Consider the following 15,253-nt stretch of genomic DNA (forward strand, 5'->3'; position numbering starts at 1 on the left):
CGGCTCTCCGTTATACGGCCGCGCCTTGCTCTTCCAACTGCGTGGAGAGGTCTTCCCACTCGTGCATTAGCGCTTCGTGCTGCTTGCGCAGTTGGGCAAGCTCGCTCTGCTGGCGCTGCGACTGATCGGCCGACACGTAGTTGCCCAGCGCTGTCTCCAACGCCAGCATGTGCTCTTCCATCCGCGGCATCTCTTCCTCCGCAAACCGCACGCGATCCTGCATGGCCTTCAGCTTGATCGGGTTCAGCTTCTTCACCGGCGCTGCGGATGGCTTCGCGCCGTTGCTGCCAGTGGCAAGGCCCGCACCGTTGCCGCCAGTCGATCCATCCCCATTCGCCACCGCGATCGGCGGCAGCTCGATGGACGGCAGGGAAGTGCGCTGCATCTCCTTGGCCGCAGCGATCACCTTGTCCGGTCCGCCGCCCTTACGCCACAGGTAGTCCTCATAGTTACCCGGGAACACCTGCACGCCTCCGTGCTCGCATTCGAATACACGCGTCGCCAGGCCGTCGATGAAGTAGCGGTCGTGCGACACGAACAGCACCGTACCCGTGAAGGCGCGAATCGCCTCCAGCAGAACGTCCTTCGCGCGCAGGTCCAGGTGGTTCGTCGGTTCGTCCAGCAGGATGAAGTTCGCCGGCGACACCAGCATGCGCGCCAACGCGTAGCGATTGCGTTCGCCGCCGCTCAACACGCCCAGCTTCTTGAACACGTCGTCGCCGTTGAACAGGAACGCGCCCAGCAGGTTGCGCAGTTCCACGGTGGGCACCTTGGGCGCCGCCGAACTGATGTCGTCCAACATCTGCGCATCCGGGTTCAGCACCTTGTATTGGTCCTGCGCGAAGTAGTCGGCCAGCACATTGTGGCCGTAGCGCACCGTGCCGGTAGTCGGCTCTTCCATCTGGCTCAGCATGCGGATCAGCGTCGACTTACCCGCGCCGTTCGGTCCCACCAGCGCGATGCGGTCGCCGCGATCGATGGTGAAGTTCACATTGCTCAGAATCTGCTTCGGCTCATAGCGCTTGCCCAGGTTGCTCACCTCGCAAACCAGGCGGCCCGACGCGGGCGGCTGCGGAAAGCTGAAGTGGATCGTCTCTTCATCCTCCGGCACCTCGATGCGCTCGATCTTCTCCAGCTCCTTGATGCGGCTCTGCACCTGCTTGGCCTTGGTCGCCTGGTACCGGAAGCGATTGATGAACGCCTCAAGCTGCTCGATGCGGTCGCGCTGGCTCTTGTAATCGCTGGCAAGCTGTTCGCGCCGCGCCGTCTTCTGCGTCACGTACTTCTCGTACCCACCCGTGTAGAACCACACGCGCTTGTTCCACACCTCCGTGATCTTCGTCACGGTCACATCCAGAAAGTATCGATCGTGCGAGATCAGGATGAACGCGCGCGGGTACGTGCGCAGGTAGTCCTCCAGCCAGTTGCGCGACTCCAGATCCAGGTGGTTCGTCGGCTCGTCCAGCAGCAGCAGCGAAGGTTTCTGCAGCAGCAGCTTCGCCAGCGCAATACGCATCTGCCAGCCACCGCTGAACTCCTCCGTCTGCCGCGTCCAGTCCTCACGCGCGAAGCCCAGACCGCCCAGCACCGCGCCAACTTGCGCATCCAGCGTGTACAGGTCCTGCGCCATCAACTGATCGCTCAGCTCGGAGTAGCGCTCGGCAATGTCGTCGTACTCCGGCGACTGCGGATCAACGGTACCGAACCGATCGCCCAGCGTCTCCATCTCCGCCTGCATCGCATGTGCTTCCGCAAAGACAGAGAGGCACTCCTCAAACACCGTCTTGCCGCGCATGGTCAGGCCATCCTGCGGTAGATATCCGATGGTCAGGCCCTTGCTGCGGTTCAACTGCCCGCCGTCCAACTGTTCAACGCCGGCCAGCACCTTCAGCAGCGTCGATTTCCCGGTGCCGTTGCCGCCCACCAGGCCGGTGCGCTCATCCGGCGTAATCAGCCAGTTCGCGTCTTCAAAAAGGAGTTTGTGGCCGAAGCGCTTGGCCCCACCGGCAAGTTGCAGCATTCTTCTATTTTCGCAGAGCGCGCAACTTACCTCAGCGGTTCCCGTCTGTACAGGAAGGCGCACCTGCCCGAACCTCTCACCACCAACACATTCCTTTTTTCAGCAGCAGCCGGTCAGGCCGGAAGTTCAGGAGACGTGCCCGTTTGAGCTCCGTAACTGAGCCCTCCCTGCCGTTGCCGCCGCGCTCGCGTCACCCACGACGCCTGCTGCTGTGGGTCGCCGCTGGCGTCGTGGTCTTGCTGTGTCTTTCCTTGTTGACGGCCCTTGGCGTTGCCCGCCACCTGCAGCCTATGGTGCGCTCTCGCCTCCTGCAGGTCTTTCACGAACGATTCCACTCCCCTGTGTCGATCGACGATCTCCAGGTGCATTACAACGGTGCCATCCAGGTGGACGGCCGCGGCCTGCGCGTGCAAAGCGTGCTCAACGGCGTCCCAGGAGATCCAGCCCACCCCATGCTCCGTGTCCAGGAGTTCCATTTCCACATGGGCCTGCTCGCCGCGCTCAGCCAGTCGCCTCGCATTCATCACCTGCGTATTCGTGGGGTGCAGATGGATCTGCCAGCCGTCTCCGCCGTTGCGGCGCAACATACCGTCGAAAGCGGCCCCACCGTCGACCTGGAATACGCCGAAGTCGACGATGCCCACATCCGCTTCGCTTCATCCGCACCCGATCGGGCCCCGTTTTTGTTTGACCTGCCCCACCTTGCTCTTCGCGGTGTCAGCCGATCCAAACCAATCCGCTTCCACGCCGTCGTCGACAACGGCACACCGCTCGGCATCACGGAAACAGACGGGGTCATCGGCCCGTGGAACTTTGACGATCCGAGGCAAACGCCCATCGAAGGCCAGTTCCACTTCCGTGACAAGGACCTGAGCAGTGTTCGCGGCTTGCACGGCCGGTTGAGTCTGGACGGCCAGTACAGCGGCTCCGTGGGCAGCCTGCACGCCGAAGGCACCACGGATGATCCCGCCTTTGCGCTGGATGTGAGCAGCCATCCCGTTGACCTTCGTACCCGGTTCAACGTCACGCTGCAGCCGGCACAGAGCACCGTCACCGTTCAGCGGCTGGAGGGATCCTTCGGCAAGACCGCTTTTCTCTGCAGCGGCGACGCCGTGAAGGACAGCGCGGCTCAGAGCTTCCGCTGGGACTTCCAACTGGACGCGCCCGCGGCTCGCGTGGAGGACGCCCTGGCGCTCGGAACCCGTACCGCTCCGCCGTTGCTGCGTGGCGCGCTCGTCGTCCACGGTAGGTTCGGGATGAGCGCAGGGCCAGACAGCGTCTCCCGCAAACTGTCGTCCACGCAAACTCCGTTTGCGATCAGCGGCGCAGTCTTGAACACACCGGAACTGCAGCGGACGTTTGATGGACTGGCAGAGCGCGCCCAGGGCGACCCGAAGGACGCGACTGCAAACAGGGCAGCCCATGTCTCAGCGAACGTTCAGGGCAGGTTCACCCTGCAACACGCGGCCATGCGCTTCTCCGCCGTGCACGTCATCGCGCCCGGATCGCACTCCGATCTGCACGGCAGCTATTCGCTCGACGGAACGCAGTTCGACTTCGACGGCGTCGTGTCCACCGAAGCTCAGCTATCCCACATGACCACGGGTATAAAGCGAGTACTGCTGAAACCGTTCAATCACCTGCTCGGGCACAGCCGCACGAACGGCCAGGGAGCGACACTCCCTGTGCACATTCACGGCGCCGGACACAACGCGCACGTGGACGCGCGCGTCGCCGGGCTTTGGATGAAAGCTCCCGGAACGCAATAGATCGGCAAATTACCTGCACGAACCTGCAATTAGGCAGACGCGATCGCAGCTAGGCGATTGCGGCCTCGGTCTGCCAATGCAGCGCCTCTGCGATCTGCGCTGCCAGCGTCATCGGATTGAACGGCTTGAACAGCACGGCTGCAACGCCCAGGTTCGCAAATCGGCGCTGATCCACGCCCTGCACTTTCGCCGTCAGCAAAAGCACCGGAATGTGCGAAATGTCTGGCATGTCCTGCATCTCGCGCACCGTGGTCGGGCCGTCTTTGCCGGGCATCATCACATCCATCAGGATGGCTTCGGGCTGCTCACTCAGGGCTTTGGCGATGCCGGCTGAGCCTGAATCTGCGGTGCTTACGCGCCACCCGGCCGTTGCTTCCAGGGTGAGTGCGGCTACTTCGCGAATATCGTCTTCATCATCAATGATCAGGATGTGTCGGGGCATGAATTAGCTCTGGGAAAAAGGATAAAAGCCGTGCAATCCGGGTTCCGATCCCCCAATTGGGGAATGGAATACTGCCTTTGTCGCACTGGCCTTATTGTGAGACGAACTAGGTCGATTTCCAACTAAGAAATGGTGGATTATGTCTGCCAGAGGCGGAAAAACGCGCCCGGACAAGGGCGCGTTTCCGCTTTTGGTACAAAGTGGCGTTAGGCCAGGACCGGCTCCAGCACTTGGGCCAGGCGCTTGCCGTGGCGCGCAGCCGCCGAACCCTTGTGGTACGCGTACCCGGCGATCAGCGGAAACGCGATGGTCGCCTCGGAGTACACCATCTGCTCGTAGTTCAGGTCCACCTTGCCCCAGCTTGACGCTTCCTTCAGCGTCGATCCGGAGAGCGCACCATCGCGCGCGTCGGCAACCGTGATCTGAATCGCGTACTTGTGCATGGAAGCTTCCACACCCAGAATGTCTGCCGCGACCACAATGTCCTGCGCGAAGTTCTTCGGAACGCCGCCGCCGATCATCAGGAGGCCCGTAGTAGGGTTCTGGATCTTCAACTGCGTCAGCTCGTAGAAGTCCTTACCAGAATCGATGGAGCACATCTTCTTGCCCTGGCGCGCGTGCTGGTGGGCCACGATGCCGAAGCCGAACGAGCAATCCGAGAACGCCGGCACAAAGATCGGCACATCCAGCTCATACGCAGCGAGCACGATGGAGTCGCCGTTGCCAGCCTCTGGCGTGCGGCCATTCTCCTTCAGGTACTTGCCCATCTCGCGAATGTACTCGCGAGAGCTGTACGCGCCCGGCTCCATGCCGTCGATGATCTTCTGCGTCGTCTCGTCGCAGATGCGCAGCTCTTCCTCATCGATGAACGTGTCATAGATGCGGTCGATCATCATCTCGCGCAGGTCGGCGTCGCCGGCGCCGTACTTGTACTCTTCGCCCGCAACGTAGTGCTTGAAACCCAGGGCCTCAAAGAAGTCCTGGTCGACGATGTTCGCGCCCGTGGAAACGATCGCGTCCACCATGTGGTTACGGATCAGGTCGACGATCACGTTCTTCAGGCCGGCAGAAATCAACGATCCCGCCAGGCAAAGAATCACGCCGCAATCGGTGTCGCGCAGCATCATGTCGTAGATCGTGGCGGCGCGCGCCAGATCGCGCGAGGAATACGCCATATGGCTCATGGCTTCCACCAGCGGGACGACGTTGTGATCCTTGATCTCGATATGTTGAATGGGCTGCTGAAGAAGTTCCTGTTTGGTCGGCATCGCAATATCTAGTTTACCGCGTTTCCGCCTGTGTTGGCGCGGGTTCTGTGAAGATTCCGTGAGACACAAAGCAGCCCGCGCGCACCCTTGCTGCCGGTGCGCGCGGGCAGCGTCCTATCTACTGTCTACAGCTTGTCCTTGATCTTCTGCGCCGTGTCCTTCACGTGGTTCACCAGGCCCGCTGCGGTGCCGTTCGACTGCTCCTTCTGGCCGAACGTATCCGGCCGGCCAAAGCCCAGATCCGGAACGTAGCCCAGCGGCTCGGCAATTTTCACATTGAACTCGCCCTTGCCGTCTGGCGCCGATCCGCTGGTCCAGGGCTGGTTCGCCTGGTCGCCCGGCTTGCCGTCCGTGGTCGTGATCAGGAACGAGTAATTGAAGTCCTGGTTCTCCTGCGCCTGCGGGAAGCTGTTCGGCACTGGCAGGTGCGACGGCCCCAACTCTTCCAGAACGGCCAGCCACTGCTCCTGGTGCATGGTGTCGCGGGCAATGTTGAACGCCAGCATCTCCTTCATGCCCGGGTCATCCGTCGCGTGGTAGAGGCGCGTCGCCAGCGTACGGCCGGTGGCTTCCGCGGCTACGTTGCAGTACATGTCCGCCGCAATGTTGCCGCTGGCGTAGATGTGGCTCATGTTGAATGGAACGCCATTGGCATTGCCGGGGTACGCGGAAAGTCCGGTCGACAGGATGTGGCGCATGTCCATGCCGTTCAGCACGGCGCCTGCAATGGGATCGGCGCTGATCTCTTCCTGCAGGCTCACCGGAGCGCCCTCCAGGTTCATCGCCACAGCGACAGACAGGAACTCAATGTGCGCGATCTCTTCGGTCGCCGTGTTCAGCAGCATGTCACGGTACTTGGCCGGACCACGCGCTCCCCATGCCTGGAAGAAGTACTGCATACATACGCGGATCTCGCCTTCCACGCCGCCGATGGCCTGTTGCAGCATGCGCGCAAACAGCGGGTTTGGCTTCTCAACACGAACCGGCCACTGCAGTTTTTTATCGGTGTAATACATGGGTCTCCTTACTTTCTGCAGGAGACTCATGGCCCCCGCAGGCAAGTAGGAGTCGCAGCCGGAGCGAAGCGTGCCCCCCGGTTCAACCGGTAGCGGAAGATGGCGCAACGATGCGGGAGACGGCAGAACTGTTCCAACTCGTTCACGAAAACAGACGAACGGCAACGCACATTGGCGTTGCCGTTCGTTCTTTGCCTGACCTGAAGAAGCTAGAGAGCGTTCCGCGCAATCAGCGCCTTGTACCAAAGCGCACTCTGCTTCGGCGTGCGCTTCTGCGTCTGGTAGTCCACATAGGTGATGCCGAAACGCTGTCCGTAGCCCTCGGCCCACTCGAAGTTGTCCAGGAGGCTCCACAGGAAGTAGCCCTTCACTGGAACACCTTCGCTGATGCCGCGCTGCAGGTTCTGCAGGTAGTTGCGCAGGTAGGCCACGCGATCCGTGTCGTAGATCTGGCCGTCCGGCATCACCGTGTCGGCACCCGAGCAGCCGTTCTCCGTGATGTACATCGTCTTGATGCCCCACACTTCGCTCGACAGCTTCGGTCCCCAGTACAGTGCCTCCGGAGCCACAAACAGCCATGTGCTCACCGCATGCGGGTGCGACTTCGCCATCGGCACCACGGCATATCCACGCTCGTCCTGCGCCGGCCGGATGTACGTGGCCGTGTAGCAGTTCATGCCGACGAAATCCAGCGGCGAATTGATCGTCTTCATCTCCGCATCCGTGAACTTCGGTGCGTCTGCACCCAGCGTCTTCAGGTACAGGTCGGTGTACTTGCCCGTCATGATGGCGTTCATGATGCTGGCGTTCTCTTCGCGCATCGCGATGCGCGCCGCTGCAATACCCTCGGGCGTATCCACCAGCGGCGTGCAGGCATGGTAGTCCTCCGCCAAGCCAACGCGCGTACCCGGCTTCGCATGCGCACGGATCGCCTGCACCGACAGGCCGTGACCCAGCACGGCATGGTGGCACACCTGCGCCAGTTCGCCGCGGCTCAGCTTGATGCCCGGAGCGTGTACGGCCTGGTCATACGCAACGTACACAAACGTGTCGATCTCGTTTGTCGTCATGAACTGCGGAACGCGATCGGACAACTGCCCCGCCATGTAACCGGCGTAATCCGCCAGCGCCTGCGCGGTGTCCTTGTTCTGCCATCCGCCCTTGTCCTGCAGCGCCTGCGGCAGGTCCCAGTGATACAGCGTGCAAAACGGCTGCACGCCCGCCGCCAGCAGCGCGTCGACCAGCTTCTTGTAGTGATCCACACCCTTCTGGTTCGGCTTGCCACGGCCTTCGGGGAAGATGCGCGACCATGCCACCGAGAAGCGGCAGCCCTTCAGCCCGTACTCCTTCATCAGCGCAATGTCTTCCGGATAGCGGTGGTAGCTGTCATCGGCCACGTCGCCGGTATCGCCGTTGTGCACCTTGCCGGGCGTATGGCTAAACGTGTCCCAGATGGTCTTGCCGCGGCCATCCTCGTTCACCGCGCCTTCCACCTGGTAGCTGGCCGTGGCCGAACCCCAGACAAAGTCAGGCGGGAACGGACGGCTGCCGGAGCCCCGCATGGGGCTGCCCTGTGCGGCAGCGTCAACCGGCGAAAGCGCTGAGGCGGCAACGGCCGGAACAGCCGCTGCACCGGCGGCAAGCTTTGCAAAAGAACGGCGAGACAACGATTGCTTCATGAGAATTCTGGCCCCTGGGAACGCGCTGAATGCGGAACGCTGCTGATGGTACCGGTTCAGCAGCGCTTCCCACAACACGGGTCGCAGGCTGTCTGATGGCACTGTCAGCGCAGAAAGCTTTCCACCGCTTCGTCAAATGCTGTCGGCTGGTCATACTGGATGAAGTGCCGCGAATCGTCCACGCGCTTCAGCGTCAAGTGCGGCAACGTGCTGTAAGCGTTCTTGTACAGCGTGTCCACCTGGTCCGGCTTCTGCACTCCAGCCTCGTACGGATACAGCAGCAGCGTAGGTGCCGTCACCTTCGGCAGGTCGGCCGTCGCGTCAGTCATCAGGTCTTCCGCCATGGCGTTTACCGCTACGGTTCGGTCGCTGCTGGCGGCTGAGGCGGCCACCAGCTTCTGTGCGTCCACGTTCTTCACCAGCCGCGCTGCCATCATGGGCTGCATGGCTGCGTACTGGTCCGCCGGCATGCTCGTCATCTGCTGCTTCAACGCCTCAATTTGCGGACCCACCGTCGCCGGCGTCGCGCCCGGTCCCAACATGGCGGCAGCAGCGGGCAGGGCATCTACGATCACCAGCTTCTTCACGTCTGCCGGGTATTGCTCGGCCAGCAAAAGTCCGATCAGGCCTCCCATCGAGTGCCCGATCACCACGGGATGCATGCCGCTCCCGGCCAGGTACGCGTGCAACTCTGCCACTACCGGCTGCAGGATCGGCCCACTTGCATTCGGACCCGCTGCCTGCCCGGCAAAGCCGTCGATCTGCAGGAGATGAAGGCGGTAGTTGGGCGCCAGCAGTTTCGCCTCACCGTCCCACACCGCGCGGCTGCTGCTTAGACCGGGAATCAGAACCACTTCCGGCTTTCCTGCCGTGCCGGCGTCCACCACCGTGAACCGTGTGGGCACGAACCCGGCCGCATGTGCCTTGCACGCCAGCAGCAGTGCCGCCGAAAGCACCAGGAGGCACAGCACACCTTCACGCACGCAACGCGCTTTCGAGTAGCGGCGGCGATCCTCAACAGGAGCATAAAGAGCGGACACGGGGAGCATAGTCATACCTTTCCAGATCGGCTGTGAAAGCGTGAAGGGGCGTTAGCGCCTGCAGAGCACATGCGCATCGGTCGGTGCAGCGAAGTCGTTGAGGGTCTAATCCGGTTGAAAGATCTTCTCGATGGGCAGGCCGAACAGCTTGCTGATGCGGAACGCCAGCGGCAGCGACGGATCATACTTGCCCGTCTCCAGCGCGTTCACGGACTGCCGCGACACCTCCAGCTGCTCTGCCAGGTATGCCTGGGACCAGCCCCGGTCCGCTCGCAAATCGCGCAGGCGGTTATTCATCGTCTGCGATCCGGTTGGTGAACTTGTACGAGAACTTCGCAATCAGAACGCTGCCGCACAAAACGAACCAATCCGTGAACGGCGGCAGGCTGCCCGTCCATCCAAACGTCCGGCGAAAGCTCGTGAACATCTCCACCGTCATCACGGCAGCGATGCCCCACAGCAGGCAGCGCACCACCATGTCGCGCTGGTACTCGTCCTTCTCTTCGCGCAGGTAGCGGGCTGTGATGTAGAACATCCCGACGATCGAGAGTGACGGCAGCAGCGCCGCCAGCGACAGGTGCCAGCCCTGCGGATGAAAGCGGTGCGCCATGCCAGCCGATCCGAAAAAGAAGCCAAAATAGGAAATCATCACGCCCAGACCACCACGCAAATAGCGTTGCTGAGCCGCATTCTTACGATCGCCAAAGCACAACATCAGGAGTGCTCCTTCTGTCCTCGGTGCGAAACGTCTGCCGCAACCGATGACAAGCAAACTTTACGTAAAGCTTCCTTGTCATGTCAAGCGTCCTTGTCAGGAAAATGTTCAGTGCTGATCGGTCCTCCGAGCGGTCTTGCTAGGCTTTGAAGAAGAACGCCATGATCATCAACTTCTCGGAACGCGCACATAACCACAACTGGGATCTCGATCCCATCGTGCGATCGCTGCTGGACACCGACTTCTACAAGCTGCTGATGCTGCAGTTCATCTGGAAGCACTTCCGCACCACAAACGTCGCGTTCAGCCTGCGCAACCGCAATGCCACCATGCGGCTGGCCGACGTGATCCGCAGGGAAGAGTTGATCTCGCAACTGGAACACGTCAAGCGCCTGCGCTTCCGCCGATCCGAACTCATCTGGCTCGCCGGCAATACGTTCTACTCCACGCGCGGCATCTTTGAACCGGCCTTCCTTGAATGGCTCGAACACGACTTCGCGCTCAGCGAGTACGAACTGCAAGAGCGCGACGGCCAGCTTGACCTCATCTTCAGCGGCCCCTGGGTCAGCGTGACCATGTGGGAGATTTATGCGCTCAGCATCGTCAACGAGCTGAAAACGCGCGCCGCGCTCAAAGGCATGAGCGAGTTCGAACTCGACATCCTTTACGCTCGCGCAAAGACCCGCCTCTGGTCCAAGATCACGCGGCTGCAGAACGTGCCCGGCCTCGCCATCGCCGACTTCGGCACCCGCCGCCGCCACTCCTTCCTCTGGCAGGAGTACGTGGTCGAAGCCATGCACGCAGAGCTCGGCAAGAGCTTCACCGGCACCAGCAACACCTTTCTCGCCTACAAGCACGACATGGAAGCCATCGGCACCAACGCGCATGAGATCCCCATGGCCATGGCGGCGCTCACCGACAACGATGCCGACCTGAAAGCGTCGCAGTACCGCATGCTCGAGCTCTGGCAGCAGACGTACGGTGGCTCTCTGCTCGTCATGCTGCCCGACACCTACGGCACCACGCAGTTCCTGGAGCACGCGCCCAACTGGGTCACCGGCTGGACCGGCCAGCGCGTCGATTCCAAGGACCCATTCGTTGCAGGTGACGAGTACATCCAGTGGCTGCAGAAGCGCGGCGCCGATCCGCGGTCCAAGTTGCTCATTGCCAGCGACGGCCTCGACGTGCAGGAGATACTCAGCCTCCACGCCTACTTCGGTGGAGAGATCCAGCCCGGCGTCAGCGCCATGAACTTCCGCGATGCCGCAGACTTCCACGACGAACGCAAGTGGCGGCCGGATCGCCGCATCCGTTTCTCAGCCGGCTGGGGCACCCTTCTGACCAACGACTTTCGCGACTGCCACCCGCGCAACGAAGACGGCCTGGAACCAATCAGCCTCGTCTGCAAGCTGCGCAGTGCAGAAGGTCGTCCCGCCGTGAAGCTGAGCGACAACTACCTGAAAGCCAGCGGCCCGCCTGACCTGGTCGAGCACTATCGGCGGGTCTTCGGTTTGGCGGGCATGGCCAACCTTCCGGTCGTTGTCTGACCGGCAAAGGCGTCGCTAGCGCGTAGCGGGGCGCGAGTGAATCAGCGTCTTGTGTCGCTTCATCATTAGCACCAGGGCGCGGCGCAGATACATCGCCGTAAGCGGCATCAGGATCGCCGCCACAATCGCCCACACTACCAGCCCGTGCCATTGCCACTGCCACATGTCTCGAACCATCCGCACCGGATGGTGGCTCAGGTGCTTGATCTCGCGCGCGCTAAAGGGCAGGTGGCGGCTATGGAACATGTACACACCCAACTGCATGAACGGCACGAACAGCAGCAGGTGCAGCGGCGCAACCACGTGCACGCCAATCTGCGAGGCAACCTGGTTCAAGCCAAGCATCCAGGCAAGCAGGATCACCACCACCGTGGTAACGCCAACGGTTGGGTTGATGCCGATCGCCATGCCAAGCGCCAGGCTCCAGGCCAGACGGCGCGGCGTTACCCCACCGCGCAACAGCCGCAATAGCGGCCGCAGCACATGGCAACGGATGAATTCGCGGAGTCTCTCCCCAATCAGCACGGATCGTTGGACGCGAAACAGGCCCGGAGGGATCAGTCGACCGGCAAGAAAGCTGCCAGAAACAGTCGGAGGGACGCCACCAGGCGTTACAGCAGCGATCGCCGCCGAAGATCGCCCAGTACGGCTTCCACCGACCAGTCCAGCGCCTCGCAGCCGTTCACCGTCAACGCCGCGTTGGCCTGCGAGGGCAGCACAAACTGGTCGGCCATGGGCCGCGCGGTCGCGTGGAACTGTTCGCGGACACTTTCTTCCGTCCGCCCCCGTTCGCGCGTGTCGCGATAGATGCGCCGTGTCAGGCAGACTTCATGCGAACAGTCCACGTACACCGTCAGCGTGTACAGCGGCAGCAACTCCGGGTAGTGCAGCGCCAGGATGCCCTCTACGATCACGAACCGCTCTGGCGCAACGCGGTCAGTCCGGCCCGGCACGCGCGAGTGCGTGCTGAAGTCGTACACCGGGCGCTCGATCGTCTCGCCGCGGCTCAGGCCGGCAACGTGCTCCAGGATCAACTCGCTTTCCAGCGAGTCTGGATGATCGAAGTTGCGCTTGTGGCGCGTGTCCAGCGGAAACTGCGACAGGTCGCGATAGTACAGATCCAGCGGAAACAGGGTGGCGTTCAACTCGTTCGCCAACTCACGCGCCAGCGTCGTCTTGCCAGACCCGGAGCAGCCGCCGATGCCGATTACGATCGGCCGCACCGTTCCAGCCAACGTCAGTTGCTCGCCGGGCGCCCCGCTCACGCTGCGTGTTCCTTAGCCGTGGCCGCTGCATCAGAGGTGGCCGCAATCTGCGGCACCAGCGCCGTCAGCAACGCACCAAACCTCTTCGCCGCCTGCACGCCGACCTCCATCACTTCCAGGTGGTTCAGCGGCGCGTCGATCACGCCCGCCGCCGGGTTCGTCACCAGCGACAGCCCCAGCACCTGCAGGCCCATGTGCCGCGCCACAATCACCTCATGCACGGTGGACATGCCCACCAGATCAGCCCCCAGCACACGAAAAGCGCGGATCTCCGCCGGCGTCTCATAGCTGGGCCCAAGTACCGCCAGGTACACGCCGCTCTGCATGGTCCAGCCCTGCTCTGCCGCGGTGTTCACCGCCAGCTCGCGCAGGCCCGCATCGTACGCCGTCGTCATGTCGAAGAAGCGCAGGCCGGTTCCCGGCACCACGCCAAAGCGGCTATCGTTGCGCCCCAGCGCAGCGTTGGTTCCGGTCAGGTTGATGTGGTCGCGGATCGCAACAATCGCGCCCGGCGAGTAGCTCGTGTCGATGCCGCCCGCCGCATTCGTCACTACCAGCTGGCGCACACCCAGCAGCGCCAGCACCCGCACCGGAAACGTGACCTCGTCCATGCGGTAGCCCTCATACGCATGCACGCGGCCCTGCATCACCGCCACCGGCACGCCGCCCACGGTGCCCAGCACCATGCGGCCCTGATGGCCCTCCACGGTCGACTGCGGAAAGTGCGGAATGTCTGCATACGGAACGGCTACCGCATCCTCGACCGAGTCGGCAAACTCACCTAGCCCAGAGCCCAAAATGATCCCCAGACGCGGCTTCAGCGCAGTCTTTTCACTTAGAAACGCAGCCGCTTCCGATGCTTGCTGGTACAGGTCCGTCATCCATTCTCCCAGGGGCGTCGAGTCCCGTTCAGCATAGCGCGGGGATGGTGCAAAACGACAGCGCAACGGGTCAGCCTCCATCCCGCCTCTAACTGCTGGAGCGAGGTGCAGCAATGTTCGCAGTCATCGGAATTCTCGGTGGGATCCTTCTTCTGGTTGCGGTAATCGGAATCTTCTACTTCGCCGGCAATCGCGGCCGCCGGGCCGACTCCGCCAACCAGCAGCAGTCCGCGGCCGGTCGGCAGTCTGAGGTTCCGTACACGCCCACACGGACTGAAGGCCGGGGCGACCTGTAAGACCGCTGCCTTTACCGGATCAGCATGCTCACGATGCTGGCACTCATCAGGTTCGCCATGGTGCCCGCCAGCATCGCCCGCATGCCCAGCCGCGCCAGTTCGTTGCGCCGGCTTGGAATCAGTGCACCGATGCCGCCAATCTGCATGCCAACCGACCCCAGATTCGCAAAGCCGCACAGCGCAAACGTGGCGATCGCCAGCGTCCGCGTACTGATCGCACCCGCATTCGCAAGCTGCCCAAGCTGCGTGTAAGCGATGAACTCGTTCAGCACCGCACGCGTTCCAATCAGGTTGCCGATCGTCGGGGCGTCGTGCCACGGAATCCCGATCAGCCACGCAATCGGCGCGCAGAAAAACCCAAGGATCACGTTCAGCGACGACGGAAACGCCACCGCATGCCCACCGATCGTGTGAACCCCGATCAGGTTGTGAATGCCCAGGAGGATGCCGTTCAACAGACCCACCAGTGCAAGGAAGCTGATCAGCATGATCGCCACATTGAACGCGAGCTGACCGCCATCGATCGTCCCTCGCGCGATCGAGCCGATCAGGTTCTCACTCTTGTGCTCGTCCTCGCTCTCAATGTGAACCGTGCCCAATGTCGCCGGAACTTCGGTCTCCGGCACCAGCATCTTCGCCACCAGGATCGTTCCCGGTGCGGTCATGATCACCGCGCTCAGCAGGTCCTGCGCGCGAATGCCGAACGAGATATACGCCGCCATGATGCCGCCGGACACGTGCGCCATGCCGCTCGTCATGATGGTCATCAACTCTGACCGCGTCGCGCCATTCAGAAACGGCCGGATCGTCAGCGGAGCCTCGGTCTGGCCCATAAAGATCGACGCCGCGACATTCGTCGACTCCGCCCCGCTGGTCCCCATCGTGCGCTGCATGATCCAGGCCACGCCACGGATCACCCACTGCATGATGCCCAGGTGGTACAGCACCGCGAACAGTGCCGAAACGAAGATGATCGTCGGCAACACCGCAAACGCAAACACCTGCAGCGGGCTCTTGGGGTCCCCCAGCTTGCCGAACACCAGCGACGATCCATCCACCGAGTGCGCCAGCAGGGAAGTCACCGCGCCCGCAATGTTATGCAGGGCAATCTGACCATACGGAAAGCGGATCACCAGGAAAGCAAACAAAACCTGCAGGCCAAGTCCCCAGGCCACGGTGCGCCATCGAATCGCGCGCCGGTCCGTGGAAAGCGCATACGCAACCCCAAGCAGAACAACCAGACCAAGCAGACCGGTGAAACGGGCCAAGGGCGGCCCTCCTATACAAGTGGCGATATCCCCTGAGTGTAGCGGAC

At 62.3% G+C, this 15,253-nt stretch carries 15 protein-coding genes; 3 read left to right on the top strand and 12 right to left on the bottom strand.

What is annotated here, in order from left to right; translation table 11 throughout:
* Positions 1-10: 10 nt before the first annotated feature.
* A complete protein-coding gene (gene abc-f / locus OHL12_RS15815) occupies positions 11-2,020 on the bottom strand; it encodes a ribosomal protection-like ABC-F family protein (protein WP_263414781.1) in 2,010 nt (669 codons plus the stop codon).
* A gap of 143 nt (positions 2,021-2,163) precedes the next feature.
* Here abc-f and OHL12_RS15820 point away from each other — a divergent pair, with 143 nt between their 5' ends.
* Positions 2,164-3,789 carry an AsmA family protein gene (locus OHL12_RS15820; RefSeq protein ID WP_263414782.1) on the top strand — a complete coding sequence of 542 codons (1,626 nt, stop codon included), beginning with the start codon at positions 2,164-2,166 and terminating at the stop codon, positions 3,787-3,789.
* Between the two features lie 49 nt (positions 3,790-3,838).
* Here the strand turns inward: OHL12_RS15820 and OHL12_RS15825 are convergent, their stop codons facing one another.
* The 7 genes from OHL12_RS15825 to OHL12_RS15855 all read right to left on the bottom strand — a co-directional run bounded on the left by OHL12_RS15825 (position 3,839) and on the right by OHL12_RS15855 (position 9,949).
* Positions 3,839-4,231 carry a response regulator gene (locus OHL12_RS15825; protein WP_263414783.1) on the bottom strand — a complete coding sequence of 131 codons (393 nt, stop codon included), beginning with the start codon at positions 4,229-4,231 and terminating at the stop codon, positions 3,839-3,841.
* A gap of 206 nt (positions 4,232-4,437) precedes the next feature.
* Positions 4,438-5,499 carry a 1,9-bis(guanidino)-5-aza-nonane synthase gene (locus OHL12_RS15830; protein ID WP_263414784.1) on the bottom strand — a complete coding sequence of 354 codons (1,062 nt, stop codon included), beginning with the start codon at positions 5,497-5,499 and terminating at the stop codon, positions 4,438-4,440.
* Positions 5,500-5,624: 125 nt separating this feature from the next.
* Positions 5,625-6,515 (bottom strand): manganese catalase family protein, encoded by an 891-nt coding sequence (locus OHL12_RS15835; RefSeq protein ID WP_263414785.1) that lies wholly within the window; start codon positions 6,513-6,515, stop codon positions 5,625-5,627.
* 209 nt (positions 6,516-6,724) lie between these two features.
* Positions 6,725-8,194, bottom strand: coding sequence for a GH1 family beta-glucosidase (locus OHL12_RS15840; RefSeq protein WP_263414786.1), 1,470 nt, complete (start codon positions 8,192-8,194; stop codon positions 6,725-6,727).
* Positions 8,195-8,298: 104 nt separating this feature from the next.
* Positions 8,299-9,249, bottom strand: a complete 951-nt coding sequence (locus tag OHL12_RS15845) for an alpha/beta fold hydrolase (RefSeq protein ID WP_263414787.1) — start codon at positions 9,247-9,249, stop codon at positions 8,299-8,301.
* Positions 9,250-9,339: 90 nt separating this feature from the next.
* Complete coding sequence (locus tag OHL12_RS15850; RefSeq protein ID WP_263414788.1) at positions 9,340-9,531, bottom strand: helix-turn-helix transcriptional regulator; 192 nt, start codon at positions 9,529-9,531, stop codon at positions 9,340-9,342.
* Entirely contained in the window at positions 9,524-9,949 is a 426-nt protein-coding gene (locus OHL12_RS15855) for a hypothetical protein (protein ID WP_263414789.1), read from the bottom strand. Before OHL12_RS15855 ends, OHL12_RS15850 begins: the two co-directional genes overlap by 8 nt.
* A 161-nt stretch (positions 9,950-10,110) precedes the next feature.
* On the opposite strand from OHL12_RS15855, the gene OHL12_RS15860 reads away from it, so the two are divergent.
* Positions 10,111-11,496: a nicotinate phosphoribosyltransferase gene (locus tag OHL12_RS15860; protein WP_263414790.1), complete on the top strand. Its 1,386-nt coding sequence runs from the start codon at positions 10,111-10,113 to the stop codon at positions 11,494-11,496.
* 15 nt (positions 11,497-11,511) lie between these two features.
* On the opposite strand, the gene OHL12_RS15865 is transcribed toward OHL12_RS15860, so the two are convergent.
* The 3 genes from OHL12_RS15865 to OHL12_RS15875 form a co-directional block, all read right to left on the bottom strand.
* Positions 11,512-12,021, bottom strand: coding sequence for a DUF2062 domain-containing protein (locus tag OHL12_RS15865; protein WP_263414791.1), 510 nt, complete (start codon positions 12,019-12,021; stop codon positions 11,512-11,514).
* An 86-nt stretch (positions 12,022-12,107) separates the two neighbouring features.
* Positions 12,108-12,761, bottom strand: coding sequence for a uridine kinase (udk, locus tag OHL12_RS15870; RefSeq protein WP_263414792.1), 654 nt, complete (start codon positions 12,759-12,761; stop codon positions 12,108-12,110).
* On the bottom strand, positions 12,758-13,642 hold the full coding sequence (locus OHL12_RS15875; RefSeq protein WP_263414793.1) for a purine-nucleoside phosphorylase: 885 nt from the start codon (positions 13,640-13,642) through the stop codon (positions 12,758-12,760). Before OHL12_RS15875 ends, udk begins: the two co-directional genes overlap by 4 nt.
* Positions 13,643-13,755: 113 nt before the next feature.
* On the opposite strand from OHL12_RS15875, the gene OHL12_RS15880 reads away from it, so the two are divergent.
* The gene (locus tag OHL12_RS15880; protein WP_263414794.1) at positions 13,756-13,938 is read left to right on the top strand and encodes a hypothetical protein; all 183 of its coding nucleotides are present in this window, start codon (positions 13,756-13,758) and stop codon (positions 13,936-13,938) included.
* Positions 13,939-13,949: 11 nt separating this feature from the next.
* On the opposite strand, the gene OHL12_RS15885 is transcribed toward OHL12_RS15880, so the two are convergent.
* Positions 13,950-15,206, bottom strand: a complete 1,257-nt coding sequence (locus tag OHL12_RS15885; RefSeq protein WP_263414795.1) for a NupC/NupG family nucleoside CNT transporter — start codon at positions 15,204-15,206, stop codon at positions 13,950-13,952.
* Positions 15,207-15,253 lie beyond the last annotated feature (47 nt).

This window comes from Terriglobus aquaticus, from assembly GCF_025685415.1.
Taxonomy (GTDB): domain Bacteria; phylum Acidobacteriota; class Terriglobia; order Terriglobales; family Acidobacteriaceae; genus Terriglobus; species Terriglobus aquaticus.

Coding starts and splice junctions, on each gene's coding strand:
- OHL12_RS15875 (WP_263414793.1), bottom strand. CDS start 13,642: ATGACGGACCTGTACCAGCAAGCATCGGAAGCGGCTGCGTTTCTAAGT.
- OHL12_RS15850 (WP_263414788.1), bottom strand. CDS start 9,531: ATGAATAACCGCCTGCGCGATTTGCGAGCGGACCGGGGCTGGTCCCAG.
- OHL12_RS15860 (WP_263414790.1), top strand. CDS start 10,111: ATGATCATCAACTTCTCGGAACGCGCACATAACCACAACTGGGATCTC.
- OHL12_RS15835 (WP_263414785.1), bottom strand. CDS start 6,515: ATGTATTACACCGATAAAAAACTGCAGTGGCCGGTTCGTGTTGAGAAG.
- abc-f (WP_263414781.1), bottom strand. CDS start 2,020: ATGCTGCAACTTGCCGGTGGGGCCAAGCGCTTCGGCCACAAACTCCTT.
- OHL12_RS15845 (WP_263414787.1), bottom strand. CDS start 9,249: ATGACTATGCTCCCCGTGTCCGCTCTTTATGCTCCTGTTGAGGATCGC.
- OHL12_RS15840 (WP_263414786.1), bottom strand. CDS start 8,194: ATGAAGCAATCGTTGTCTCGCCGTTCTTTTGCAAAGCTTGCCGCCGGT.
- OHL12_RS15825 (WP_263414783.1), bottom strand. CDS start 4,231: ATGCCCCGACACATCCTGATCATTGATGATGAAGACGATATTCGCGAA.
- OHL12_RS15880 (WP_263414794.1), top strand. CDS start 13,756: ATGTTCGCAGTCATCGGAATTCTCGGTGGGATCCTTCTTCTGGTTGCG.
- OHL12_RS15855 (WP_263414789.1), bottom strand. CDS start 9,949: ATGTTGTGCTTTGGCGATCGTAAGAATGCGGCTCAGCAACGCTATTTG.
- OHL12_RS15830 (WP_263414784.1), bottom strand. CDS start 5,499: ATGCCGACCAAACAGGAACTTCTTCAGCAGCCCATTCAACATATCGAG.